The sequence below is a fragment of the Micromonospora sp. NPDC049836 genome, from assembly GCF_044465125.1.
In the GTDB taxonomy this organism is placed as follows: domain Bacteria; phylum Actinomycetota; class Actinomycetes; order Mycobacteriales; family Micromonosporaceae; genus Micromonospora.
Map to the genome: position 1 here is coordinate 47,269 of NZ_JBITLH010000006.1, position 23,192 is coordinate 70,460.

The window sequence follows — 23,192 nt, forward strand, 5'->3', positions numbered from 1 at the left end:
CCTGATTCCCGGTGCCGAGTCCCCGTCCCCGCTGACCTGACCGTCCGGCGCGCCCGACCGTCGGCGTGCCTGCCCGGCCGGCGCGCCCGACCGGCCGGCCGGCCGGCCGTGGACAGCGGACGGGGCCGTCCCCGCCGTGGCGGGAACGGCCCCGGGCGTCGGGCACCGCGCGGGTCAGCCGACCGAGGCGGGGAAGCGCTGCCAGACCCGGTGCGCCGCCATCAGCGACTGCACGTCGGCGAGGACGTCGCCGCCGGAGTCGCCGGACACCACGCCCGGCGTGCCGGCCACGCCGGCCTGGCGCAGCACCTCGGCCCCGGCGCCCCAGGCGCCGATCGCCTTGGCGTGCCGCCAGGCCTCCTCGACCAGCAGGAGCACCCGCGGATCCACCGTCTCCGAGCCCGCCGCGCCGGCCTTGGCGTCCCGGGCCGGCAGCGCGTCCGGGGCCGGCGCCGGGGCGCCGGCCAGCAGGATCGCGTCGAACTCGACCGACCGGGCGGTGGCGAAGCTGCGCTGCACCGGGGTGCCGCGTACGGCGCCGCCGTGCGGGCCGATCAGCAGCGGGACCATGCCGGCGCTGAAGACCGCCATCCGGACCTGGGCGACGTCCTCCAGGTCGCCGTCCGGGTCCACCACGATGCCGACCATCCGGCCGTCGGCCGGCCACTCCCGGCCCAGCTGGGACAGCGCCGGGCTGGGCTGGACGTCGGCGAGCGGCACGGTCGGCTCCGGCGCGGGCAGCCCGAGACCGGCGGCGACCTGGGCGCAGAGCACCGGGTCGATGTTGGCCAGGCAGCGCAGCTGCCGCTCCCGGATCTCCTGGCGGTAGCACTTGCCCAGCTCGAAGGTGTAGGCGCGGATGATGTGCTCCCGCTCGACCGGGGACATGCTCAGCCAGAAGAGCCGGACCTGGCTGTAGTGGTCGTCGAAGGAGGCCGGCGCGGCGCGTACCTTGGGCGCCTCGGCGACCGTCACCGGCACGTCGACGAACGCGTTCTCCCGGTCGCCGGCCGGGAACGGGTTGCCCCCGTCGAGCGAGTTCGGCCGGTACGGCGCCACCCCGGCGTGCACGGCGTGCTGGTGGAAGCCGTCGCGCAGCATGTCGTTGACCGGGGCGTGCGGGCGGTTGACCGGGATCTGCGAGAAGTTCGGCCCGCCGAGCCGGGTGAGCTGCGTGTCGACGTACGAGAAGAGCCGGCCCTGCAGCAGCGGGTCGTTGGTGACGTCGATGCCCGGCGGCAGGTGGCCGACGTGGAAGGCGACCTGCTCGGTCTCGGCGAAGAAGTTCGTCGGGGTCCGGTTGAGCACGAGCCGGCCGATCGGCTGCACCGGCGCCAGTTCCTCCGGCACGATCTTCGTGGGGTCGAGCAGGTCGATGCCGGCGAAGGTCTCCTCGGGGGTGTCCGGGAAGACCTGGATGCCCAGCTCCCACTCCGGGTACGCGCCGGCCTCGATGGCGTCGTAGAGGTCGCGGCGGTGGAAGTCCGGGTCCACCCCGTTGATCAGCTGCGCCTCCTCCCAGACCAGGGAGTGCACCCCCAGCTTGGGCTTCCAGTGGAACTTGACCAGCACGGTCTCCCCGGCGTCGTTGACCAGCCGGAAGGTGTGCACGCCGAACCCCTCCATGGTCCGGTACGAGCGGGGGATGCCCCGGTCGGACATGTTCCACATGGTGTGGTGCTGCGCCTCGGTGTGCAGGGAGACGAAGTCCCAGAAGGTGTCGTGCGCGCTCTGCGCCTGCGGGATCTCCCGGTCCGGGTGCGGCTTGCCGGCGTGGATGATGTCCGGGAACTTGATCGCGTCCTGGATGAAGAAGACCGGCATGTTGTTGGCGACCAGGTCGAAGGTGCCCTCGTCGGTGTAGAACTTGGTCGCGAAGCCTCGGGTGTCACGCACGGTGTCGGCGGAGCCGCGCGAGCCGAGGACCGTGGAGAACCGGACGAAGACCTGGGTCTCCCGGCCCTTCTTGAGGAAACCGGCCCGGGTCAGGGTCTCGGCGGTGCCGTAGCCGGTGAACACCCCGTGCGCCCCGGTGCCGCGCGCGTGCACCACCCGCTCGGGGATGCGCTCGTGGTCGAAGTGGGTGATCTTCTCGCGGAAGTGGTGGTCCTGGAGCAGGATCGGCCCCCGCGGGCCGGCCTTCAGCGAGTGGTCGGTGTCGCGCAGCCGGGCCCCCTGGGAGGTGGTCAGGTAGGCGCCCTGCTGCCCCTTCGCGGTCGGCGGCACGCCCGTCTCGGCGCCGGTCGGGGTCCGGGTCTCCGGGGTGCCCTGCTCCTTCTTCGGCGGCAGCGGGTCGTGCGGCGTGGTCGGCTCGTCGACCGTCGGTGGAGCGCTGCCGGGCGCGCCCGGGACGTCCGGGGTGAGGACGTCGGTCACCTTCTCCGCGGCCGTCTCGACGGCGGCCTTGACGGCCTTGGCGGGGTTGTTGCGGTCCATCAGGGCGGGTCCCTCTCGTTGTGCGGATGACCAGGCCCTTGGCCCCCTACCCCCAGCCGGATGGGGCAAACCAGGCGTACCACCCGGTCCGGACGCCGGCGGCCCGGCTCGGCGCGGCCCGGGGGCCGGTCGCCGCGCCGGCCGTCAACCGGCGCACCGGCCGTCAACCGGCGAGCCGGGTGGCGAACGCGTCGGTGGCGCGCAGCAACTCCCGGGCGATGCCCGGTTCCGCCGCCGAGTGGCCGGCGTCCGGCACCATCCGCAGCTCCGCCTCCGGCCAGCGCCGCGCCAGGTCGTACGCGGACACCGGCGGGCAGCAGAGGTCGTAGCGGCCCTGGATCAGCACGGCCGGCAGGTGGCGGATCCGGTCCACCCCGTCGAGCAGGTGGTCGTCGCCGGTGAGGAAGCCGCCGTGCCACGCGTAGTGGGACAGGATCCGGGCCACCGGCAGGGCGTGCTCGTCGGCGGTGAAGTGGGCCAGCAGCCCGGGGTCGGGGCGCAGCGCGGAGTTCACCGCCTCCCACCGTCCCCAGGCCGCGGCGCAGGCCCGGGCCTCGGCGCGGTCCGTCCCGTGCAGCCGCCGGTGGTACGCGGCCAGCACGTCGTACCGCTCGTCGGGCGGGATGGGCGCGACGAATCGGGCCCACTCCTCGGGCTGGAGGTGGTGCAGGCCGTGCTGGTAGAACCAGTCCCGCTCGGCCCGGCGCAGCAGCAGCACGCCCCGCAGGATCAGGCCGGTCACCCGGGTGGGATGGGTCTGCGCGTACGCCAGGCCGAGGGTGACCCCCCACGATCCGCCGAACACCAGCCACGCGTCGATGCCGAGCCGCTCGCGGATCAGCTCCAGGTCGGCCACCAGGTGCCAGGTGGTGTTGGCGTGCACCGACCCGCGCGGCGTGCTGCGGCCCGCGCCGCGCTGGTCGAGCAGCACCACCCGGTACCGGTGCGGGTCGAAGAACCGCCGGGCCGCCGGCACCAGGCCGCCGCCCGGTCCGCCGTGGAGGAAGACCGCCGGTACGCCGTCCGGCCGGCCCACCTCCTCCACGTACAGCTCGTGGCCGTCGCCCACGGCGATCCGGTGCGTGGCGTACGGCTCGATCGGCGGGTACAGGATGGGGTCGGTGGCGTCCATGCCCGGTCATCCTGCCCGCTGCCGGGCCGTCGTGTGGGGGCGGTCAGCAGGCGATGCCGCTGCCCAGGCCGTCCAGCAGGGCGTCGGCGACCCAGCCGGACACCCCGGTCGTGGTGTCCCGGAGGTAGGTCCAGGTGTAGGTGGTGTGGCCGTTCGCGGTGACCCGGTCGCCGCTGCCGTAGCAGTGGAAGTCCACGTTGTGGCTGAGCTGCCCGTAGCCCGCCGACGCGCAGGTGGTGTGCGGTCCGGAGCGGATGTTGACGTTGCTGCCGTTGAAGAGCTGGCCGTACGCCGTGTCGATGTTGCTGTGGGCGTGACTGCAGCTCGCGCTCGCCGGCGCCGCCCCGGTGACCACCGCGACGCCGGTGCACCCGGCGGCCAGTGTGACCGCCGCGGCGATCGAGGAAACCTTCCGCATCTTGATCAACCCCCCGAAGTCGGAAGCACACGAAAAGTGATCAGAATATTTGCATGCTTCAACATGCGGGGGCAAGGGGCCGGGGGCCGGGTGGCTCCTGAGCGGCGTCCGGCCGGCTCCTGACCGGCGTCTCCGGGGACGCCGGCCGGGAGCCGCCGGCTCAGGCGTTGGCCGGAACCCCGGCGTCGGGGTCGGCGGCCGCCGCCCCGGTGGCGTCCGCCTCGGGGGCGCTGCGCGGCGCCGGGGTACGCACCGCGAACGCGTTGAAGCTCGGACCGTCCAGCGCCGGCCGCTCGGCGCGTTCGTCGGCGCCCGACTGCTCGGCCGCCGGCTGGTCCACCGGGGCCGGACCGGCGGGCTCGGCCACCAGGCGGGCGCTCACCTGCGGGTACTCGGCCGTCTCCCCGCCACCCGCGGCCGCCGCCATGACCGCCGCCGCGGCCAGGTCGGCCACCCGCTTCGCCTCCCGCTGCACCCGGGCCCGGGTCTCCTTGGCGTGCTGCTCGGCCAGGTCCGCCGCCCGCCGGGCCTCGTCCAGCCGGCGGGTCTCCACGGCCAGGTCGCGGCGCACCTCGACGAGGCGTTCCTCCAGGTCGGCGCCCTGCTGCTCGACCGCCGTGATCTCCTGCCGGGTCTGCTCCAGCTCCCCGGCGACCGTGTCCAGCTCGGCCCGCAGCTCCGCCAGGGCGTCCTGCCGCTGCTGGAGCTCCTGCTGCACGGCGGCGAGCTGCTCCTGGTGGGCGGCGTTCTCCTCGTCGGCCCGCTCGCGCACCTCGGTGGCGTACTGCTGGGCCTCGGCGACCAGCGCGGCGATGTCCCGCTCGGCGGCGCTGGCCCGGTCGGCCAGCTCCTGCTCCGCGGCGGCCCGCCGTTCGTCCAGCTCGCGGGCCATGGTGGCCTGCCACTGGGCCAGCTCCTGCTGGGCCTTGCTCCGGTTCGCCTGCACCTCCTGCTGGATCTGGGTGCGGGCCGCCTTCACCAGCGCCTCGGACGCCGAGCGGGCCTGCTCCACCTGCTGGGTGGTCTGCTCGGCGATCCGCTTCGCCTCCTGGTGCGCCCGGTCGTGGGCGGCCTGCCCCTCCGACCGCAGCTTCTCCGCCAGCTCCCGGACCGCGGTCAGCTCCGCCTGCGCGACGGCCCGCCGCTCCTCGTCCGCCTTCTCCTGCTCGGCGCGGCGGGTGGTCAGCTCCTCCTCCAGCGCCCGCAGCTCCCGGGCGGCCTCCTCCTCCGCCGCGGCCAGCACCTTCTCCGCCTGGGCCTGGAGGTCGGCGGCCCGCTTCGCGGCGGCCTCGCTGATCTGGCCGGCCTGCTTCTCGGCCAGGTCGAGAATCTGGTCCACCATCGGGCCGAGGTCCCGGAACGACGCCCGGTCCACCGCCGTCGGCCGCTGCCGCAGCTCGGCCGCCTCGGCGTGGGCCCGCTGCACCTGCGTGGCCAGCTCCCGCGCCTGCGCGTACGCCCGGTCCCTATCGGCCGCCAGCCCGGCCAGCTCGCCGTCGAGCCGCTCGACGTACCGGTCGACCTGGCGCTTGTCGTAGCCGCGCAACGTCGTCTCGAACCTGGGCCGCCCGGACCCGTCGTCGTGGGGTGCGAACGGTTCCTCGCCGTTGGACATTCGCCATCCTCCGTGGGTTCGCCAGCGTCAGGCCGGCGGGGCATGATGAGGCGCAACGGTACCGTCGTCGGCGCGCGGGTCCCGCCCCGCCCCGCCCACTCGACGCCGCCGGACCGAGCCGGGAGGGCTGGACATGCGAATCGCCCTGTTCGTCACCTGCCTCGCCGACACGCTGTTCCCCGAAGCGGCCAAGGCGACGGTACGGCTGCTGGAGCGCCTCGGCCACCAGGTGGTCTTCCCCACCGACCAGACCTGCTGCGGGCAGATGCACGTCAACACCGGCTACCCGGACGACGCGGTGCGGCTGGTCCGGCGGCACGTGCGGGTCTTCGCCCCGTACGACGTGGTGGTGGTGCCGTCCGGCTCCTGCGTCGGGTCGGTGCGCCACCAGCACGCGATGGTGGCCCGCCGCGCCGGCGACGACGCGCTGGCCGGCCGGGCGGCGGAGGTCGGGCGGCGCACCTACGAGCTGTCCGAGCTGCTGGTCGACGTGCTCGGGGTGACCGACGTGGGCGCCTACTACCCGCACCGGGTGACGTACCACCCGACCTGCCACTCGCTGCGCCTGCTGCGGGTGGGGGACCGGCCGCTGCGCCTGCTGCGCGCGGTGCGCGGCCTGGACCTGGTGGAGCTGCCGCAGGCCGAGCAGTGCTGCGGCTTCGGCGGCACCTTCGCGGTGAAGAACGCGGACACCTCCACGGCCATGCTGGCCGACAAGATGCGCCACGTGCTGGCCACCCGGGCCGACGTGTGCACCGCCGGGGACGCCTCCTGCCTCATGCACATCGGCGGTGGGCTGTCCCGGCTGCGGGCGGGCGTGCGGACCGTGCACCTGGCGGAGATCCTGGCCGCCACCGAGGCCGACGCCGACCCTCCCGGCGGCGGCCGGGAACGGACCGGCCCGGACCCCGCGGCGGTGGCCCGATGAGCGCCCGCGGCAGAGCCGGCCGGACCACCTTCCTCGGCATGCCGGCCACCGCCCCGCCCGGCGTCGGCAACCTGCGCGGGACGGAGCCCTTCCCGGCCGCCGCCCGCCGGGCGCTCGCCGACGCCCAGCTGCGGCGCAACCTGCGCCACGCCACCGGCACGATCCGCGCCAAGTCGGCGGCGGTCATCGACGAGGTGCCGGACTGGCCGGCGCTGCGGGCGGCCGGCCGGGCGATCAAGGCCGACACCATGGCCCGCCTGCCGGAGCTGCTGGAACAACTCGAGGCGGCGGTCACCGCGGCCGGCGGGACCGTGCACTGGGCCACCGACGCGGTCGAGGCGAACCGGATCGTCACCGAGCTGGTCCAGGCCACCGGCGCCGACCGGGTGATGAAGGTCAAGTCGATGGCCACCCAGGAGATCGGCCTCAACGAGGCCCTGGAAGCGGCCGGCATCGAGCCGGTCGAGACCGACCTGGCCGAGCTGATCGTCCAGCTCGGCGACGACCGGCCCAGTCACATCCTGGTGCCGGCGATCCACCGCAACCGGGCCGAGATCCGGGAGATCTTCCTGCGCGCGATGCCGGGCGTCGACCCGGCGCTCACCGACGAGCCGGCGGTCCTGGCCGCCGCCGCGCGCCGGCACCTGCGGCAGACCTTCCTCGCCACCCGGGTGGCCGTGTCCGGGGCGAACTTCGCCGTCGCCGAGACCGGCACCCTCGCGGTGGTCGAGTCCGAGGGGAACGGCCGGATGTGCCTGACCCTGCCGGAGACCCTGATCACCGTGATGGGCATCGAGAAGGTCATCCCCACCTGGGCCGACCTCGGGGTCTTCCTGCAACTGCTGCCCCGGGCGTCCACCGGGGAGCGGATGAACCCCTACACCTCGCTCTGGACCGGGGTCACCCCCGGCGACGGGCCGCAACAGGTGCACCTGGTGCTGCTCGACAACGGCCGCAGCGCGGTGCTCGCCGACGAGGTCGGGCGGCAGGCGCTGCACTGCATCCGCTGCTCGGCCTGCCTCAACGTCTGCCCCGTGTACGAGCGCACCGGCGGGCACGCCTACGGGTCGGTCTACCCGGGACCGATCGGCGCGGTGCTCTCCCCGCAGCTGACCGGGGTGGCCGACAACGCCTCGCTGCCGTACGCGTCCTCGCTCTGCGGGGCCTGCTACGACGCCTGCCCCGTGATGATCGACATCCCGTCCATCCTGGTGCACCTGCGGGCGCGGGCGCCGCACCCGCGCACCGAGGCGGCGGCGATGGCCGCGGCCGCGTACACGATGGACCACCCGGCGCTGTACGCGGCCGCGCAGCGCGCCGCGGGGCTGGGCCGGCTCGCCGGCCGCGCGCTGCCCCCACCGCTGAACGGCTGGACCGCGAGCCGGGACGTGCCGGCGGCACCCCCGCAGACCTTCCGGCAATGGTGGGCCGAACACCGGAGCGGGTCGTGAACGGGCGCGAGGTGGTCCTCGCCCGGCTCCGCGCGGCGCTGGCCGGGGCACCGCCGACCGTGCCCGAGCCGGGTCCCGCGCCCCGCGAGCGGGGCGACCGGCCGCCGGGGCACCCCGACCTGCTCGACCGGCTCGCCGGCCGGCTCACCGACTACCGGGCCGAGGTGCACCGGGTGGCCGCGGCCGGCGTCGCGGAGGCGGTCACCGGCATCCTCGCCGCCGCCGGGGCGCGGACCGTGGTGGTGCCGGCGGGGCTGCCCGCGCAGTGGCGGCCCGGGACGGTCGAGGTCCTGGTCGACGAGGGCCTGCCCGCCACCCGGCTGGCCGGGCTGGACGCGGTGGTCACCGCCGCGGCGATCGCCGTCGCCGAAACCGGCACGATCATCCTCGACGCCGGCGCCGACCAGGGCCGGCGGGCCATCAGCCTCCTGCCCGACCTGCACGTCTGCGTGGTCCGCCCCGAGCAGGTCGTCGCCGGCGTGCCCGAGGCGCTGGCCCGGCTCACCCCGGACCGGCCGCTCACCTGGATCAGCGGACCCTCGGCCACCAGCGACATCGAGCTGAACCGGGTGGAGGGCGTGCACGGGCCGCGCCGGCTGCACGTCGTGCTCACCAACGGCTGACCCGGTCAGACCGCGACGTGCGGGTTCCCGGCGGTCAACCGGACCGTGAAGCCGTCGGTGTCGCGGTGCAGCGTCACGTGGTCGCAGGCCTGGTGGCTGATCCACAACCCGAGACCGCCGGCGCTGCCGTCGCCGGCCGGCAGCAGGCCCGCGTACGGGTCCTTGGGGCCCTCGCCCCGGTCGTGCACGGTCACCACGATCCGGTCCGGTGCGCTCCACAACCGCAGCCGCGCCGGGGCGGCGCCGTGCCGCAGCGCGTTGGTCACCATCTCGCTGACCGCCACCAGCAGGTCCTCGACGACCTCCGGCCGCAGCTGGCCCCGGTCGGCGGCCTGCACGGCGGCGCGGGCCTGCGCCGGGCTCGGGTCGGTCAGCTCGACCAGCGGAGCCGTCCGCTGCACCGGGTCGACCGGCATCGGCCGCGGCTCGGTCAGGTAGCTCTCCGGCGGGGTGTAGGTGGGAGACGGCGGGTGGCTGCCGTCCGGCCGGGCCACCCGGGGATGGGTGCGTGCCACGTCCGAGAGCACCGGCGGCGGCGTGCGACGGGTGTCGTACGCGCACATGCTCCAGAGCGGGAAGTCGTCGTAGGCGTGGTTGATGGCCGACTCGTAGCGGGCCCACCAGTCCCAGGTGGCGCCGAACACGACCGGCGGCAGCTCGCCGACGATGCGGATCTGTCCCACGCCCTGCGCCACGTACCCGGCCAGCAGCTTGCGGTAGGAGCGGATCGCGCTGGTCGGGCGGGCGTAGACGTCCCCGCCCGGCAGGAAGGTGACCTCGGTGCCGGCGGGCAGCGCCCGGCGGACCAGGTCGGCGTTGCGCTCGCCGAAACCCACGATGGCCGGCTCGCCGGCCGCGACGCCGCCCAGCAGGAACGGCAGCACCACGGCGAGCAGATGCTCGTCGGAGTCGTAGAGCACGGCCTCGTGGAAGTAGCCGACGTGGCCCGCGGCGGCACCGGTCCTCATCGCGCGACCCCGACCCCGACCTCGACCTCGATCTCCGCGAGCTCCAACAGCTTCACCAGCCGGGCGGTGCCCGCCCGGGAGGTACGCAGCACGGCCGTTGCGCCGTGCCGGCGAGCGTGGTCGCGCAGGTGCAGCAGGCTCCGGTGGTCGACGAACCGCAGGCCGGTCGCGTCCAGCAGGAGCCGCCCGTCGACCGGGCGGGGGTCGACCCGGTCCAGCGCGGCGGCGAACTGCTCATGGTTGGACGGGTCCAGCTCACCGCGCAGCGCCACCGGCTCCTTGCCGGCCAAGGCGTGCAGGTGGAACAGCACCCCGGTGTTGCTTTCCGGGTGCAGGCAGGCCAGCTCGTCGATCGCCGCGTCGCCCAGCACCCGCCGGTCGTACGCGCAGATCGCCGACATCGGCCGGTGCCGCATGAAACGGTCGATGAGGTGCTCGTAGCGGGCGAAGGCGACCCGCTGCGCGGCGGTGCGGACCAGCGGCGTCGCGTCGGCCACCACCCGCAGCCCGGTGTGACCCGCGGCCAGCGCCTCATCCGTGGCCGCCGCGTACGCCCGGACCTGGGCGTCCGGGTCGACGATCGCGTCGGAACGGTACATCTCCTGCACCGACATGAGCTGGACGGCACCCCGGCGCAGCCCGTCGTCGAGGCCGGGCAGGGCCGTCAGCCGGCGGGCCAGCTCGTCGCGGCTGCCGGCGGCGATCAGCCCGACCCGTTCGCCGGCGGCCAGCCCGGCGGCGAGGAACGGCACCGCACGGGCGTCGAGCGCCGCCGGGTCGTGGAAGGCCAGGCAGACATGACCGTACGCCGTGGTCGGCGCGCCCGCGCCGGTCACCTGAGCTGCCCCATGCGGCCAGTCTATGCACATCCGGCGGACCGGCCAGTCGAGGCGGTCCGCCGCGCCCCGCGGCCGGAAATCGGTGGCCCACGATCGGCCCGCGCGGCATCGTGGCCCGCGTGACGAGCGTACGGGCGCTGACCGCCGCGGACTGGCCGGCCCTCTGGCCGATGCTGCGCGACATGGGGGTCGGCGACGAGCCGGCCGAGGCCCACCGGGAGCGCTTCGCGCGCCTGCTCGCCGACCCCCGCTGGGCGCTGCTCGGGGCAATGCACGCCGACCGGCTCGCCGGGTACGCCGCCGCCCAGGACCTCGGCCCGCACCTGCGCTCCGGCGACACCCATCGCACCGCCCGCCTGCACGACCTCTACGTCGACCCGGAGCGGCGCCGGCACGGGGTGGGTCGGGCCCTGTTCGGGGCCGTGTCCCGCTGGGCGACCGCCCGGTGCCGCCACCTGGAATGGCAGGCCCACCGGGAGCGGGCGGCGCCCTTCTACGAGCGCCTGGGCCACCGTGGCGACCCCTGCCCGCAACCGGACTACCCGACCTTTGTCGTCGATCTCGGGCCGCGCTGACCCGCGCCGGTCGCCGTCCGTGCCGCGGCTCAGGGCAGCGGGCGGGAGATGCCCCGGGCGTGGTCGGTGATCGCCGCGCCGACCACCGTGGCGGTCAGCGGAAGCATCTCCAGGCAGCGCCGCACCGCGGCGGCCATCAGCGCGTTCGGCACCCGCATCGACAGCGTGCAGTGCGGCACCCAGCGCCCGGGCTGGTAGTGCTCCGCCAGCTCGATGCCGGCCCGGGCCAGCCGGTGGTGCACCCGGGCGTGGTGCGCGAGCAGGTCGGTGGTGACCGCCGGACCGAGCCAGAGCACCCGGCCGACGAACTGGCCGGCGTGCTGGAACTCCAGCCGCAGCGGCGCCGCCACCACCGTCCCGGCGAGCGCCTCGGCGACCCGGTCCGGATCGAAGCGGGGCGCCACCGCCAGCGACACGTGCGGGCGGTGCCGCTGCTCCAGCAGCGACCGCATGCTCTGCACGCCCTCGGCCTCCAACGCGTCCCAGAGCACCCGGATCCGCCGGGTGGCGTCGGTGTCCAGATACAGCTCCAGTGCCGCGACCACATGATCAGCCTAGGGTGAGGTTTGGTCAGTTCGGTTGGCGGTACAGCGCCGGGTGACCCCGAGGGTGGAGGAGCGTGGAGCTGTGGACGCGAGCGACCTGCTGACCGAGGCGTACGGCCGGCTGCCCGACCTGGTGGCGGCGGCGGTGGAGGGGCTGAGCCCGGAGCAGCTGCGCCAGGCGCCGGGGGCCGGGTCCAACCCGGTGGGCTGGCTGGTCTGGCACCTGACCCGGATCCAGGACAACCACCTGTCCGACCTGCACGGCGACGAGCAGGTCTGGCTCGGCGGCGACCGGGCGAGCCGGTTCGGCCTGAGCGCCGACCCGGACGACACCGGGTTCGGGCACGGCCCTGCGCAGATCGCCGCGGTCCGGCCGGAGAACGGGCAGGTGCTGATCGACTACCACCGGGCGGTGGTGGACCGCACCCTGGCGTACCTGCGCGGGCTGTCGGCGGCCGACCTCGACCGGGTGGTGGACGAGACCTGGGACCCCCCGGTCACCCTCGGCGTGCGGCTGGTCAGCGTGCTCGACGACGACCTGCAACACGTCGGCCAGGCCGCGTACGTGCGCGGGCTCATCCTGCGGGGCTGACCGCCGCCGCCCGGGCCAGCGCGGCGCGGGCGAGCAGATGGCACGCCTGCGCCTCCGGGGAGGTGCCCGGCCGGGCGAAATCGGGCGCACCGCTCACCCCGGTCACCCGCCCGTACCGGTCGACCCGCCGGGCCGCCGCCGCCAGCAGCCGCGCGCCGGTGTCCCGCCACGACGCCGGCAGCCAGCCGTCGGCCACCCCGGTCAGCGCCGCGTACGCCAGCAACTGCGCGGTGTTCGCCTCGCGGAACGTGCCCGGATCGTCCAGCACGTCGGAGAAGAGCCCGTCCGCGCCCCGGTGTGCCAGGCAGGCCGTGAGCACCGCCGCCGCGTGCCCGGCCAGCTCGTCGCGGAGCCCCGCCGGCCACCCCGGCGCCAGCCGCAGCGCCCGGGCGATCCCGGCGACCACCCAGCCGTTGCCGGTGCCCCAGTGCTCCGGCCGGTCCAGCGCGCCCCGGTCCTCGTCCCAGCGGGCCGCGTACAGGCCGCTGCGCGCGTCGTACAGCCGGCGGCGGTGCCCGGCCACCTGTGCGGCGGCCAGGTCGGTCCGGCCGCACAGGGCCAGCAGCGGCACCACCATGTACACCGTGTCGGCCCAGACCTGACGGCTGTCGAGCAGGTGGAACAGGGTCCCGTCGGCGGCCCGGGGAGCCCGGGCCACCAGCCAGTCGAGCTGCGCGTCGAGGGCGGCGGCGAAGCGCGGGTCCCCGTCGGCCCCGGCCGCGTACCGGACCACCTCGCCGCAGGCGGCGCCGTTGACCGCGCCCGCCTCGCCGGAGACGTCGCCGAGCCGCCCGTCCGGGTGCTGCCGGGTCACCGCGGCGTCGGCGACCAGCACGGCCAGCTCACCGCGGCCGAGGTCCAGCAGGGCCTGCCCGGTCACCCCCTGCTCCCAGGACTGGCGCTGCATGGCGAGCAGGGCGCCGAGCACCCGCTCGGTGGTGGCGTCGGTCGGGATCCGCATGGCTCCGGCATACCCCACCCGGGCACGCTCCGCTCACCCGGAGCGGGTGAGTTGGACTCACCCCGCGCCCGGGGACCCTGCGGGGACGACCGGACGGGGGAGGCACCGATGGGCGACGCGGCGGCGGACTACCTGAACCACCGGGTGGCCGGCCGGCACCCGGACCTGGCGGACTACATCTGCGGCACGCTCCGCCTCGACCTGCGCGACGGCGGCAGCACCGAGCACTGGCACCTCACCATCGACCGGCAGGAGGTGCGGGTGAGCCGCAGCTTCGACGTGGCCGACCTGGTCATCCGGGCCGACCGGGAGGTCTTCGACCGGATCGCGCAGGGCCGCGAGCACGTGGCCGCGGCGCTGCTGCGCAACGACCTCACCGTGGAGGGCGACATGGAGCTGCTGATGACCCTGCGCCGGATCTTTCCCGGGCCGCCCGAGGCCCGGCACCCCCGCGACGTCGCCCGGGGCGGGTCGCGATGAGGCAGCGACTGGTGCACGTCCTGTCCGGCAACTCGTTCGCGCTCAGCGACTCGCAGGGCGACATGGAGGTCGACCCGTACGCCCCGATCGGCCTCTTCTCCTTCGACACCCGGTTCCTGTCCCACTGGGTGCTCAGCGTCGACGGGGAGCGGCTGCACGCCCTGTCCCGCGACGAGCTGGCCTACTTCGAGACCCGGTTCGTGCTGGTCCCCGGCACCGCCAGCCACTACGTCGACTCGGACGTCTCGGTGATCCGGCACCGGTCCCTCGACGAGAGCTTCCACGAGCGGATCACCGTGCTCAACCACTCCGTCCAACCGGCCGAGTACACCGTCCGGCTGGAGATCGGCAGCGACTTCGCCGACACCTCCGAGATCCTGCGCCCGGCCCCGCGCCGGCCGGTGGTCGTCGCCGACTCGAACCGCCGGCAGCTGCGCCTGCGCCACCAGCGGGACGAGTTCATCCGGGAAACCCTGGTCACCAGCACCGAGCCGGTGGCCGTCGACGAGCAGGGGATGACCTTCCGGATCCGGCTCGCGCCGAACGGGGAGTGGCACACCGATCTGGTGGTCGCCACGATCATCCACGGGGCCGGCGGGCGGGACCTGCGGGCCAGCCTCCAGTCCCACCGGGAGCACGTCCACCACACCATGAACAGCGAGCTGAAGCGCTGGCTGGACGCCGCGCCGCGACTGGTCGCCGACCGCCAGTCCCTGGAGTTGGCGTACCGGCAGGCGCTGACCGACCTGGCCGCGCTGCGGTACGTGCCGCTGACCTACCGCGAGCCGGTGCCGGTGGGTGGCATGCCCTGGGCGATGGCCCTCTACGGCCGCGACGCCATGCTCACCTGCCTGCAGACCCTGCCGTTCACCCCCGAGCTGACCCCGGCCACCCTGCACCTGCTCGCCTCGGTGCAGGGCGGGCAGCTCGACGACTACCACGACGAGGAACCCGGCAAGATCCTCGCCGAGCTGCGCTACGGCGAGGCGGCCGCGTTCGGCGAGCAGCCCACCGCGATCTCCTACGCCGCGGCCGACACCACCCCGCTCTTCGTGGTGCTGCTCGACGAGTACGAGCGGTGGACCGGCGACGGCGACCTGGTCCGGCAGCTGCGCCACCCGGCCCGGATGGCGCTGGACTGGCTGGACGAGTACGGCGACCTGTGCGGCGACGGCTACCTGCGCTACCAGACGCGCAACGACCGCAACGGGGTGGTCAACCAGACCTGGCGGAACTCACCCGACGCCGTCAGTGACCGGCACGGCCGCCAGCCGCCCTTTCCCCGGGCCACCTGTGAGCTGCAGGGGTACGCGTACGACGCGAAGATGCGCGGCGCCCGGATGGCCCGCGAGTTCTGGGACGACCCGGCGTACGCCGACCGCCTGGAGGCGGACGCGGCGCGGCTGCGGGACCGGTTCAACCGCGACTTCTGGCTGCCCGGGCGGGAGTACTACGCGCTGGCGCTGACCCCGGACGGCGAGCCGGTCGACGCGCTCACCTCGAACCTGGGCCACCTGCTCTACAGCGGGATCGTCGACCCGGAGCGCTCGGTCGCCCTCGCCACGCACCTGTCCGGCCCGGAACTCTTCACCGGCTGGGGGGTCCGCACGTACGCCACCGGGCAGCGGCCGTACAACCCGGTCGGCCCGCACCTGGGCGCGGTCTGGCCGTCGGACAACGCGCTGATCGCGGCCGGCCTGCGCCGCTACGGTCACGACGCGGAGGCGGCCCGGATCGCCGCCGGCATGTTCGCCGTGGTGGAGACCCTGGGCGGCTCGGTGCCGGAGGTGATCGCCGGCTACCCGCGCGAGGTCACCAAGTACCCGGTCCAGCTCCCGGCCGCCGGCCGACCGCAGTCGTGGGCCTCGGGGGCGCTGCTGATGCTGCTCGCCACCATGCTCGGGCTGCGCCCCTGCGGGGACAACCTGCTGGTGAAGCCGGAGATCCCGGTCGGGTACGGGCGGATCGAACTGACCGACGTGCCGGGGCGCTGGGGTCGCGCGGACTCGTTCGGCCGGGAGCGGCCCCCGGGCCGGGCCGGGCCGCGCCTACGGGGCGGGCGGTCCGGGCCGGGACAGCCGCACCGGGTCACCGCCTGGTAGGCGTTCGACCCGCACCGTCACCCACCGGCTCGCCGGCGCCGTCCGACCCGGCCGGGCCGCCGCCGGCCGGACCGGGCTCGGCCGTTCCGACCGGGGTGGGTCGGGGGCGCCGCGCCAGGACGTGGTCCGCCCCGACGAAGAGGAGCCCGAGCAGCCAGAACGCGAACGCGAAGAAGAGCGCGCTGAACCCCACGCCGGCGTAGCCGAGTTGCCCTGCGTCGAGGAACGGGTACGGGTAGCGGTGCACGAGCAGGCCGCGCACCAGGGCGAACCCGAGGTACGCCACCGGGAACGCCAGCCACCAGGCCGCGTACCGGGGGCGGAGCCGGCCCCGGCGGTCGACCAGGGCCCAGTCGGCGACCGCCAGCAGCGGCACGATCGTGTGCAGGAACTGGTTGCCCCACCACTCGCCCGGGGTCCGGTCCGGCTGGACCATCGCGAACGGGCTGGCCGGATTGGCCAGCACCAGGTGGTACACCGTGCCGGTGATGGTGATGTAGAGGGTGACCGCGCCCTTGAGCGCGGGCGGCGGCTCCGGCCGGTCCCGCCCGGCCCGAACGGCGGCGTAGCCGGCGAAGACGCCGACGGCCAGGTTGCTCTGGATGGTGAAGTAGGGCAGCAGGCCGGTCAGCGTGGCCGGGCCGAGCGCGGTCAGCACGATGCCGGCCAGCACGCCGAGCACGACGGCCAGGCGGAGGAGGATCGCCATCCGGCGACGCCGCACAGTCATCGGGGCAAGCTATCAACCGCCACCCGCCCGGCCGCCGGCCGAGCGGCGGAGCACGGCCGGGTCAGCGTTGGGGCGGACCGACCGTGGCGGGGCGCTTCGCCGTCGGCTCGTCGGGTCGGACGGCGGATCGCGGCCGGGACGGCCGGGTCACCGTTGGGGCGGACCGACCGTGGCGGGGCGCTTCGCCGTCGGCTCGTCCGGCCGGACGGGTGGGGTGGCGGGAACGGCCGGCACGGTCCGGGTGTGCTGCGGGCGGGCGGTCGGCGGCCGCTTCGACGGGTCGCCGGTCGGCGTCGGCGGCCGGTCGACCAGCCGGTCGCAGTAGTCGTCGACCCGGTCCGGCCCACCGGCGGCGGCGACCAGGTCGGCGAAGGGCGGGGTGCCCAGCACCCGCCGCCGGTCCGCGGCCGGCGCGGCAAGGTACGCCGTGCATTGACCGGTCAGCGCGGCGGCCGGGCGGTCGGGGCTGCCGGTCGGGCGGCCGGCCGGGGTGGGGGAGGGGTCCCGGCTCGGCGCCGGCGAGTCAGGGCCGCCGGCTCCGCTGACGCGGGGCGCCACGCTGGGCTCGACGCGGCCGGGCAGGCCCGGCAGGGTGCCCGTGGCGGCAGCCAGCGCCACCCCGCCGCTGCCGGCGGCGAGCAGGCCGGCCAGGGCGAGCCGCGCCCCGAGCAGGCGGGGACGGCGGCGCCCCGGGCGGGCGGTCGGCAGCGCCGCGGTGCCGGCCCGGGCCGCCCGGAACGCCTGGAGAGCGGCCGCCTCGCCGCCGAACTCGTGCGGGTGCGGAGCGGCGCGGACGGCGGCCAGGAGCCGGACCAGCACCTCGGTGCCGTCCTGCGGATCACTGACCGGACCGACGAGCAGTCGCTCGACGGTCTCCTGGTCCATGCGGTGGGCGTTCATCTCGTGTCCCTCAGCGCCGCCGCCGCTGCTGGCGTCACACCGGACCCGTCCCGCGCCCACCGTCAGCCGGTGTGATCGATCACCGGCGACCGGCTCAGCCCATCGTCTTCGCCCCGTCGATCGACTCCCGGATGATGTCGGCGTGCCCGGCGTGCTGCGCCGTCTCGGCGATGAGGTGCAGCAACACCCGGCGCACCGTCCAGCTCGCCCCCGGCTCGAACCAGGGCGCCTGCGGCAGCGGGTGGGCGGCGTCGAGGTCGAGGGTGGCGATCAGCGCGTCGGTCGCCTCGGCCACCCGGTCGAACTCGGCGAGCAGCCCGGCGAGCGTCTCGCCGTCGACCATCCGGAACTGGGCCGCCCAGTCGATCGGCTCGCGCTGCATCGCCTCGGCGCCACCCTCGGCGAAGCGCATCCACCGGTGCTCGGTGCTCGCCACGTGCTTGATCAGGCCGCCGAGGCACAGCTCGCTGGCCGTGCTCCGGGCCGCCGCCTGGTTGTCGGTCAGCCCGCGCACGGTGTGCCGCAGGAAACCGCGGTGCCGCCGCAGGGTGGCCAGCAGATCCGCCCGCTCGCCGGTGAGGACCTGGTCGGAGACGCTCATGCCGCCCGCCTTTCGCTCGAGAACCACGGCCACCGTACGGCCGCCCCCCGACAATCCCGCGCTCCACACCGGACGGCTCCGGTTGCCGATCCCGCCGGATGGCGGTGCACTGAATTACATGGGTGTCATCAAGGTGGGCACGTCCTCCTGGGCCGACCAGACGCTGGTCCGCTCCGGCTGGTATCCGCGCGGCGTCAACAGCCCGGCCGGTCGCCTCGGCTTCTACGCCGAGCGGTTCGGACTGGTGGAGGTGGACACCAGCTACTACGCGATCCCGACGCCGGAGACCGCCGAGGGCTGGGCCGCGGCCACCCCGGACGGCTTCACCTTCGACGTCAAGGCGTTCCGCCTCTTCACCGGCCACCACACCCCGGTCGCGGCGCTGCCCCGCGAGCTGCGACCGGCCGGCGGCCCGAGCCGGATCCGCTGGCGCGACCTGCCCGCCGGGGCGTACGACGAGTTGTGGGACCGGTTCCACGCGGCGCTGGCGCCGCTCGCGGCGGCCGACCGGCTCGGCGCCGTGCTGCTCCAGTTCCCGCCCTGGCTGACCCGCGGGGAGGCCGCCAAGCAGCGGATCCTGGCGGCCGCCCGGCGGTGCCGGCCCTGGCGGGTCGGCGTCGAGCTGCGCCACTCCTCCTGGTTCAGCGACGAGGCGGTGGTCGACACGGTGACCTTCCTGCGCGAGCACGGCCTCGGCTACGTCTGCGTGGACATGCCGCAGGGGCACCCGTCGTCGGTGCCGCCGATCCTCACCGCCACCGCCGACCTCGCGGTGGTCCGGTTCCACGGCCACAGCGCCGCCTGGGAGAGCGGCGACAAGCAGGAGAAGTTCCGCTACGCCTACGGCGCGCGGGAACTGGCCCGCTGGGCGGTGCTGCTGCGCGAACTGGCCGAGCAGTGCGCCGAGCTGCACGTGCTGATGAACAACTGCTGCGACGGCCAGGCCCAGCGCGACGCCGCCCGGCTGGCCGGCCTGCTCGGGGTCGGCACGGCCGCCGCGCCGGCCTGAGGTTTCCGGGGACCGGCGCCGGGTACCGGCGGTGCCGAGGACCGACAGCGAGGGGGACACGTGGACGAGCGGCGGGACGACGGCAGCGCCACGGCGCGGGACGACCGGGACCCCCGGGCGACCCGGGAGGCCGAGGAGGCGCACGGCGGCAGCATGGCCCCCGGCCTGGTGGACGACACCGGACATCCGGTGGCCGAGCCGCCCGTGCCGGAGAACGAGCCGTCGGTGTTGGGCCGGCCGGGAGAGGACGGCACCGGCTCCTGACCGCCGCGGCGGCGCCGGCCGGGCGGGTGGACTGATCACCGGCCCGCCGGGCGGCCGGGCCGGGCTGATCGACGCGGCGGCGCCCGCCGGGGGCGGGCGCTCAGCCGCGTCGGGTGATCCCCTCCGGGTGCATCCCGGTGGTCTCCTCCAGCGAGTTGTCGGCCAGGTCCCCGTCGGCGCTGTCGTCCGGGAAGGACCGTGCCGACGGCGCCGGATCCGGCGGCGCGCCCGGTCCGGCCTCGGTCGTCCGGGTCGGCTCGACCGGGCCGAACCCGTGCCGGCCGGCCTTCGGACCGCCGGGCCCGGCACCGGCCGCCCGGCGTTCACCCCGCCGGCCCTCCGGGACCGCGCTCTCCTCGCTGCCCTCGTCCATCGGGGCGTCCTCGTCGGCGCCCCACGGCGGGTCGGCGTCGAACCCGTTCGTGGTGCCCCACGGCGCGGCCGCCTCGGGCCCGCGCCCCTCACCCCTACCCGATCGGTTCGTGCTGCTCATGGCCACCTCACCTGGCTGGGTTCCGTGCCGCGCTGATTGCCCGCCCCGGCTCCGGTCATGCCCGTCGAGCGCCCGGCCGGGGGACGTGGCGCGGCCGGCACCCAGGCACGCGGGGTGCCCGGCCGCGGGCACGCGGGCGCGGCCGGCACCCACCCGTGGGGTGGCTGCCGGCCGCACGACGGGTCACTTGCCGGCCATGGCCATCGGTCGCTTGGTCGCGGCCATCCCGGCCATCTTGCCCAGCGCCGCCGGCGCGGTCGCCAGATTGCCGGCCCGGCCGAGCAGGCCGCGGAACACCTGTCCCGGCTTCTGCTGCTCGCCCATGTACGACGACACCACCACCAGCGCGCCGGTCAGCGCCGGGACCGCCCACTGGAGCAGCTTCATCTGCCGCTGGCAGGAGGCGACGTTGGACGGTGTCTGGTAGTTGGGCTCGGTGGTCCCCTCGACCGACGGGCTGCCCGCCTTCTCCAGCCGCATGCCGAGCAACCGGCTGTAGCCGGTCACCGCCAGCGCGCCCAGGGTCAGCGCCGTCTTGATCGTGCTCATCTTCGCCACCCCGGCCTGGCTGGCCACCCGTGGGCTCTCGGTCACCAGCTCGCCGACCGCGCCGGCCAGGTGCGCGCCGATCGCCGCCGCGTTGACCGGAGTCCAGCGCGCCCAGCCGGCCGAGGCGACCGGCAGCCGCTGGGTTGAGTCGTTGATTCGTGCCGCTGCGCCGTTGACGCCGAGCGCGCCCATCAGTGAGCCGCCGAACCAGGCCGCCAGACCCAGATCGTGCATCGAGCGCAACGCGGTGTGCCGTTCGGACATCTGATCCCCCTCTGCCGTGTTCGGGCGGTGCCGCATACCCACCTTCCGGCGGAGTACGCGTCCCGCCGGGCCGGCGAGACGGGCCTCAGCGCGGCGGCAGGGCGGCGGCGAACGCGGCGACCCGGGCGGCCAGCGGGGTGCCGGCGCGGACCCAGGTGAAGTGGTCCAGCGGCGCGCCGGCCTCGGCCACCGTGTAGCGGTGCCGGGTCACCGGGGCGGCGGCCAGCTTGCCGCAGAGGTGGTCCAGCGTCTCGTGCGGGGTGTACTGGTCGTCGTCCACGCTGACCGCGAGCACCGGGGTACGGATCGTGCCCACCGCCGCCTCGGCGTCCACGCCGTCCAGCACCGGGAACCGCCCGGTGCGCGCCGTGTGCGCCCAGTCCCGGATCACGCCGCGCGCCTGCCGGCCACCGAACCCCCAGCCGGGCCAGACCCCGAGCAGCCGGGCCACCGCCGCGATCCCCTGGGTGTACGGCAGCACCCCCCAGCCGCGTACCCCCGGGTACCCGCGCCACCAGGGGATGCCGACCGCCACCAGGGCCAGCCCGTCCACCCGGTCGGCGTCGTGCAGGGCCTGGTGCAGCACCGCGACCTGGCCGCCGAGGGAGTGCCCGAGCAGCAGCCGGGTCCGCCCGTCCAGCCGCGGCTTGAGCGCGTCGAGCACCGCGCCCACGTCGGCGGCCAGCTCGGCGTAGCCGTACCGGCAGCTGCGGGCCGGCGCCGGGGTGCTCTCGCCGGTGCCGCGCAGGTCCACCACGACCACGGCGAGGCCGGCGTCGCGCAGCGCCGCGGCGAACGGCCGGTAGTAGCGGGCCCGTACCCCCATGGCCGGCCAGATCACCACCACCGGCGCCCCGGGCGGCCCGGCCGGCTCCGGGTAGACCTGGACGCCGAGCCGCGCCCCGTCGACGTCGACGAACTCCTGCGTGTAGTCCCCGCTCACCGGCTCAGCCTACGACGGCAAGCTACCGGCGGGTAGCAACGGGTCGGTCGCGGCGGGTTGCCGGGTCGGCCGGTCAGCGCAGAGCGGTCGCGGCCGGTTGCCGGGTCGGGCCATCGGCCGCCGGCCGGGAGCGGGGGAGCCGGGCCGGTGCGGGGGCGGCGGCCTCGACCCGGTCCACCGCGGCCAGCACGGCCGGCACGTCCAGCTCGGCCAGCGCCGGGTGCACCGCCGTCGCCCCGGCCGCGGCCGGTCGGGGCCCCACCCAGAGCGCCTGGTGCCACGGGCGGTCCGGCGGCGGCCCCCAGTGCGCCGGCGGCACCGGGCCGAAGAGCAGCACCGACGGCGTCGCGTACGCGGTGGCCAGGTGCCCGATCCCGGTGTCGCCGCTGAGCACCAGGCGGGCGTGGGCCACCAGGGCGGCCAGCTCGCCGAGGTCGGTCTGCCCGGCCAGCACCGCCTCGGCCGGCAGCCCGGCGCGGCGGGCCACCTCCTCGGCGAGCGGCCGCTCGCCCGGGTTGCCGGTCAGCACCACCCGGTGGCCCCGCGCGGTCAGCTCCCGGGCCACCGCGGCGAACCGCTCCGGAGGCCAGCGCCGCTGGGCCGCCTTCGCCCCCGGGTGCACGATGCTCACCCCGGCCGGCAGCCCGCCCGGGTCAGGACGGCGCAGCGCCAGGTCGGTGCGGTCCGCCGGGATGCCGTACCAGGCCAGCAGCCGGCACCAGCGGTCCACCTCGTGCTCGTCGGCCCGCCACGGCGGACCGTCGCGGTGCCCGGCCTCGGCGTTGGCGAACCCGAACAGCCGGCGCGGCCGGACCCCGGCCAGCATCCGGTGCGACTGCGGGCCCCGGCCGTGCAGGTTGACCGCCAGCGCGGGCGGCGGGCCGGGCCAGGCCAGCGGGCCCAGCCCGTCCGCCTCGACCAGCCGGTCCACCCCGCCGACCAGGGCCACCAGCGGGGCCAGCCAGCGCGGCGCGGCCAGCGCCAGCTCCCCACCGGGGTACGCGGCGCGCAGCGCCCGCAGCGCCGGCACCCCGGTGGCGAGGTCGCCGACGCCGAGCGCCCGGAGCACGAGGATCACGGGTACGACGACTCCTGCTCGGCGCAGACCACCAGCTCCCGCACGGCGCAGCCGGGCGGCTGGGTGAGGGCGAACAGGACCGCCTCGGCGGTGTCGGCCGGGTCGTTCAGGACCGCGTCCGGGCCCGGCTTGTACCGGTCGTCCCGGTCGTCGAAGAACGCGGTACGCATCCCGCCGGGGATCAGCAGCGTCACGCCGACCGTGCCGGCCAGCTCGGCGGCGAGCGCCCGGGTGAAGCCGACCACCCCGAACTTCGCCGCGCAGTAGGCGGTGGCGTCGCTGACCGCCTTGACGCCGAGGGTGGAGGCCACGGTCACCACGGTGCCGTGCGAGCGTTCCAGGTGCGGCACGGCCGCCCGGACCACCGCGGCGGTGCCGAGCAGGTTGATCGCCACGATCCGGTCCCAGGTCGCGCCGTCGACGTCGGCGAGTCGGCCCGGCACGTCCATCCCGGCGGCGGTCACCACGCCGTCCAGCCCGCCGGCCTGCTCGGCGAGCTGCCGGGTGGCCGCCTCGGCGGCCCGGGTGTCGGCCAGGTCGCACTCGACCCAGGGCACCCCGTCGGCCGGCGCCCGGCGGTCCAGCACGTACGGCCGGCCACCGGCCTTGGCCACCGCGGTCACCACCGCCGCGCCGAGGCCGCTCGCCCCGCCGGTCACCAGCACCGTGCGTCCGTTCAGGTCCCTGCTCATGCCA

At 75.9% G+C, this 23,192-nt stretch carries 25 protein-coding genes; 9 read left to right on the forward strand and 16 right to left on the reverse strand.

What is annotated here, in order from left to right:
• Positions 1–174 precede the first annotated feature (174 nt).
• The 4 genes from ACIBPB_RS17635 to ACIBPB_RS17650 form a co-directional block, all read right to left on the reverse strand.
• Entirely contained in the window at positions 175–2,436 is a 2,262-nt protein-coding gene (locus ACIBPB_RS17635; protein WP_396840642.1) for a catalase, read from the reverse strand.
• A gap of 163 nt (positions 2,437–2,599) precedes the next feature.
• Positions 2,600–3,568, reverse strand: a complete 969-nt coding sequence (gene pip, locus ACIBPB_RS17640; protein WP_396840643.1) for a prolyl aminopeptidase — start codon at positions 3,566–3,568, stop codon at positions 2,600–2,602.
• A 43-nt stretch (positions 3,569–3,611) separates the two neighbouring features.
• The gene (locus ACIBPB_RS17645; RefSeq protein ID WP_396840644.1) at positions 3,612–3,986 is read right to left on the reverse strand and encodes a hypothetical protein; all 375 of its coding nucleotides are present in this window, start codon (positions 3,984–3,986) and stop codon (positions 3,612–3,614) included.
• Positions 3,987–4,146: 160 nt separating this feature from the next.
• Positions 4,147–5,601 carry a hypothetical protein gene (locus ACIBPB_RS17650; RefSeq protein WP_396840645.1) on the reverse strand — a complete coding sequence of 485 codons (1,455 nt, stop codon included), beginning with the start codon at positions 5,599–5,601 and terminating at the stop codon, positions 4,147–4,149.
• Positions 5,602–5,734: 133 nt separating this feature from the next.
• On the opposite strand from ACIBPB_RS17650, the gene ACIBPB_RS17655 reads away from it, so the two are divergent.
• Genes ACIBPB_RS17655 through ACIBPB_RS17665 form a run of 3 tightly spaced genes read left to right on the forward strand, consistent with a single transcriptional unit; the run spans position 5,735 to position 8,603 of the window.
• The gene (locus ACIBPB_RS17655) at positions 5,735–6,529 is read left to right on the forward strand and encodes a (Fe-S)-binding protein (RefSeq protein WP_396840646.1); all 795 of its coding nucleotides are present in this window, start codon (positions 5,735–5,737) and stop codon (positions 6,527–6,529) included.
• Entirely contained in the window at positions 6,526–7,980 is a 1,455-nt protein-coding gene (locus ACIBPB_RS17660) for a lactate utilization protein B (RefSeq protein WP_396840647.1), read from the forward strand. Before ACIBPB_RS17655 ends, ACIBPB_RS17660 begins: the two co-directional genes overlap by 4 nt.
• Positions 7,977–8,603, forward strand: coding sequence for a lactate utilization protein C (locus ACIBPB_RS17665; protein WP_396840648.1), 627 nt, complete (start codon positions 7,977–7,979; stop codon positions 8,601–8,603). Before ACIBPB_RS17660 ends, ACIBPB_RS17665 begins: the two co-directional genes overlap by 4 nt.
• Before the next feature lie 5 nt (positions 8,604–8,608).
• On the opposite strand, the gene ACIBPB_RS17670 is transcribed toward ACIBPB_RS17665, so the two are convergent.
• On the reverse strand, positions 8,609–9,571 hold the full coding sequence (locus ACIBPB_RS17670; protein WP_396840649.1) for an anti-sigma factor RsbA family regulatory protein: 963 nt from the start codon (positions 9,569–9,571) through the stop codon (positions 8,609–8,611).
• Complete coding sequence (locus tag ACIBPB_RS17675; RefSeq protein ID WP_396840650.1) at positions 9,568–10,407, reverse strand: MEDS domain-containing protein; 840 nt, start codon at positions 10,405–10,407, stop codon at positions 9,568–9,570. The genes ACIBPB_RS17670 and ACIBPB_RS17675 overlap by 4 nt, the downstream gene beginning before the upstream one ends.
• A 122-nt stretch (positions 10,408–10,529) precedes the next feature.
• On the opposite strand from ACIBPB_RS17675, the gene ACIBPB_RS17680 reads away from it, so the two are divergent.
• Positions 10,530–10,985: a GNAT family N-acetyltransferase gene (locus ACIBPB_RS17680; RefSeq protein ID WP_396840651.1), complete on the forward strand. Its 456-nt coding sequence runs from the start codon at positions 10,530–10,532 to the stop codon at positions 10,983–10,985.
• Between the two features lie 29 nt (positions 10,986–11,014).
• Here the strand turns inward: ACIBPB_RS17680 and ACIBPB_RS17685 are convergent, their stop codons facing one another.
• Entirely contained in the window at positions 11,015–11,530 is a 516-nt protein-coding gene (locus tag ACIBPB_RS17685; protein ID WP_396840652.1) for a 2'-5' RNA ligase family protein, read from the reverse strand.
• A gap of 82 nt (positions 11,531–11,612) precedes the next feature.
• Between ACIBPB_RS17685 and ACIBPB_RS17690 the strand changes: the two genes are divergently transcribed.
• On the forward strand, positions 11,613–12,122 hold the full coding sequence (locus ACIBPB_RS17690) for a DinB family protein (protein ID WP_396840653.1): 510 nt from the start codon (positions 11,613–11,615) through the stop codon (positions 12,120–12,122).
• Here ACIBPB_RS17690 and ACIBPB_RS17695 read toward each other — a convergent pair.
• Positions 12,106–13,083, reverse strand: a complete 978-nt coding sequence (locus tag ACIBPB_RS17695; RefSeq protein WP_396840654.1) for a glycoside hydrolase family 88 protein — start codon at positions 13,081–13,083, stop codon at positions 12,106–12,108. The genes ACIBPB_RS17690 and ACIBPB_RS17695 overlap by 17 nt on opposite strands.
• A gap of 108 nt (positions 13,084–13,191) precedes the next feature.
• Between ACIBPB_RS17695 and ACIBPB_RS17700 the strand changes: the two genes are divergently transcribed.
• Both ACIBPB_RS17700 and ACIBPB_RS17705 read left to right on the forward strand, forming a co-directional pair.
• Positions 13,192–13,563 carry an SCP2 sterol-binding domain-containing protein gene (locus ACIBPB_RS17700; RefSeq protein ID WP_396840655.1) on the forward strand — a complete coding sequence of 124 codons (372 nt, stop codon included), beginning with the start codon at positions 13,192–13,194 and terminating at the stop codon, positions 13,561–13,563.
• Positions 13,560–15,665, forward strand: coding sequence for a glycogen debranching N-terminal domain-containing protein (locus ACIBPB_RS17705; RefSeq protein ID WP_396840656.1), 2,106 nt, complete (start codon positions 13,560–13,562; stop codon positions 15,663–15,665). The genes ACIBPB_RS17700 and ACIBPB_RS17705 overlap by 4 nt, the downstream gene beginning before the upstream one ends.
• On the opposite strand, the gene ACIBPB_RS17710 is transcribed toward ACIBPB_RS17705, so the two are convergent.
• The 3 genes from ACIBPB_RS17710 to ACIBPB_RS17720 form a co-directional block, all read right to left on the reverse strand.
• The gene (locus ACIBPB_RS17710; RefSeq protein WP_396840657.1) at positions 15,652–16,395 is read right to left on the reverse strand and encodes a Pr6Pr family membrane protein; all 744 of its coding nucleotides are present in this window, start codon (positions 16,393–16,395) and stop codon (positions 15,652–15,654) included. The genes ACIBPB_RS17705 and ACIBPB_RS17710 overlap by 14 nt on opposite strands.
• Positions 16,396–16,542: 147 nt before the next feature.
• A complete protein-coding gene (locus tag ACIBPB_RS17715) occupies positions 16,543–17,295 on the reverse strand; it encodes a hypothetical protein (protein WP_396840658.1) in 753 nt (250 codons plus the stop codon).
• A 94-nt stretch (positions 17,296–17,389) separates the two neighbouring features.
• Entirely contained in the window at positions 17,390–17,896 is a 507-nt protein-coding gene (locus tag ACIBPB_RS17720) for a DinB family protein (protein ID WP_396840659.1), read from the reverse strand.
• 118 nt (positions 17,897–18,014) lie between these two features.
• Between ACIBPB_RS17720 and ACIBPB_RS17725 the strand changes: the two genes are divergently transcribed.
• Positions 18,015–18,905: a DUF72 domain-containing protein gene (locus ACIBPB_RS17725; protein ID WP_396840660.1), complete on the forward strand. Its 891-nt coding sequence runs from the start codon at positions 18,015–18,017 to the stop codon at positions 18,903–18,905.
• 60 nt (positions 18,906–18,965) lie between these two features.
• On the forward strand, positions 18,966–19,169 hold the full coding sequence (locus ACIBPB_RS17730) for a GTPase activator (RefSeq protein ID WP_396840661.1): 204 nt from the start codon (positions 18,966–18,968) through the stop codon (positions 19,167–19,169).
• Positions 19,170–19,269: 100 nt separating this feature from the next.
• Here the strand turns inward: ACIBPB_RS17730 and ACIBPB_RS17735 are convergent, their stop codons facing one another.
• The 5 genes from ACIBPB_RS17735 to ACIBPB_RS17755 form a co-directional block, all read right to left on the reverse strand.
• Positions 19,270–19,662, reverse strand: coding sequence for a hypothetical protein (locus tag ACIBPB_RS17735; protein ID WP_357317969.1), 393 nt, complete (start codon positions 19,660–19,662; stop codon positions 19,270–19,272).
• 183 nt (positions 19,663–19,845) lie between these two features.
• Positions 19,846–20,475, reverse strand: coding sequence for a hypothetical protein (locus tag ACIBPB_RS17740; protein WP_046563585.1), 630 nt, complete (start codon positions 20,473–20,475; stop codon positions 19,846–19,848).
• 85 nt (positions 20,476–20,560) lie between these two features.
• Positions 20,561–21,418: an alpha/beta fold hydrolase gene (locus tag ACIBPB_RS17745; protein WP_396840662.1), complete on the reverse strand. Its 858-nt coding sequence runs from the start codon at positions 21,416–21,418 to the stop codon at positions 20,561–20,563.
• 73 nt (positions 21,419–21,491) lie between these two features.
• The gene (locus ACIBPB_RS17750; RefSeq protein WP_396840663.1) at positions 21,492–22,496 is read right to left on the reverse strand and encodes a glycosyltransferase family 9 protein; all 1,005 of its coding nucleotides are present in this window, start codon (positions 22,494–22,496) and stop codon (positions 21,492–21,494) included.
• Positions 22,493–23,188 carry an SDR family oxidoreductase gene (locus ACIBPB_RS17755; protein WP_396840664.1) on the reverse strand — a complete coding sequence of 232 codons (696 nt, stop codon included), beginning with the start codon at positions 23,186–23,188 and terminating at the stop codon, positions 22,493–22,495. The genes ACIBPB_RS17750 and ACIBPB_RS17755 overlap by 4 nt, the downstream gene beginning before the upstream one ends.
• Between the last annotated feature and the right edge of the window lie 4 nt (positions 23,189–23,192).

Coding starts and splice junctions, on each gene's coding strand:
- ACIBPB_RS17695 (WP_396840654.1), bottom strand. CDS start 13,083: ATGCGGATCCCGACCGACGCCACCACCGAGCGGGTGCTCGGCGCCCTG.
- ACIBPB_RS17655 (WP_396840646.1), top strand. CDS start 5,735: ATGCGAATCGCCCTGTTCGTCACCTGCCTCGCCGACACGCTGTTCCCC.
- ACIBPB_RS17705 (WP_396840656.1), top strand. CDS start 13,560: ATGAGGCAGCGACTGGTGCACGTCCTGTCCGGCAACTCGTTCGCGCTC.
- ACIBPB_RS17735 (WP_357317969.1), bottom strand. CDS start 19,662: ATGAGCAGCACGAACCGATCGGGTAGGGGTGAGGGGCGCGGGCCCGAG.
- ACIBPB_RS17725 (WP_396840660.1), top strand. CDS start 18,015: ATGGGTGTCATCAAGGTGGGCACGTCCTCCTGGGCCGACCAGACGCTG.
- pip (WP_396840643.1), bottom strand. CDS start 3,568: ATGGACGCCACCGACCCCATCCTGTACCCGCCGATCGAGCCGTACGCC.
- ACIBPB_RS17720 (WP_396840659.1), bottom strand. CDS start 17,896: ATGAGCGTCTCCGACCAGGTCCTCACCGGCGAGCGGGCGGATCTGCTG.
- ACIBPB_RS17710 (WP_396840657.1), bottom strand. CDS start 16,395: ATGACTGTGCGGCGTCGCCGGATGGCGATCCTCCTCCGCCTGGCCGTC.
- ACIBPB_RS17635 (WP_396840642.1), bottom strand. CDS start 2,436: ATGGACCGCAACAACCCCGCCAAGGCCGTCAAGGCCGCCGTCGAGACG.
- ACIBPB_RS17755 (WP_396840664.1), bottom strand. CDS start 23,188: ATGAGCAGGGACCTGAACGGACGCACGGTGCTGGTGACCGGCGGGGCG.
- ACIBPB_RS17645 (WP_396840644.1), bottom strand. CDS start 3,986: ATGCGGAAGGTTTCCTCGATCGCCGCGGCGGTCACACTGGCCGCCGGG.
- ACIBPB_RS17660 (WP_396840647.1), top strand. CDS start 6,526: ATGAGCGCCCGCGGCAGAGCCGGCCGGACCACCTTCCTCGGCATGCCG.
- ACIBPB_RS17740 (WP_046563585.1), bottom strand. CDS start 20,475: ATGTCCGAACGGCACACCGCGTTGCGCTCGATGCACGATCTGGGTCTG.
- ACIBPB_RS17670 (WP_396840649.1), bottom strand. CDS start 9,571: ATGAGGACCGGTGCCGCCGCGGGCCACGTCGGCTACTTCCACGAGGCC.
- ACIBPB_RS17650 (WP_396840645.1), bottom strand. CDS start 5,601: ATGTCCAACGGCGAGGAACCGTTCGCACCCCACGACGACGGGTCCGGG.
- ACIBPB_RS17700 (WP_396840655.1), top strand. CDS start 13,192: ATGGGCGACGCGGCGGCGGACTACCTGAACCACCGGGTGGCCGGCCGG.
- ACIBPB_RS17715 (WP_396840658.1), bottom strand. CDS start 17,295: ATGAACGCCCACCGCATGGACCAGGAGACCGTCGAGCGACTGCTCGTC.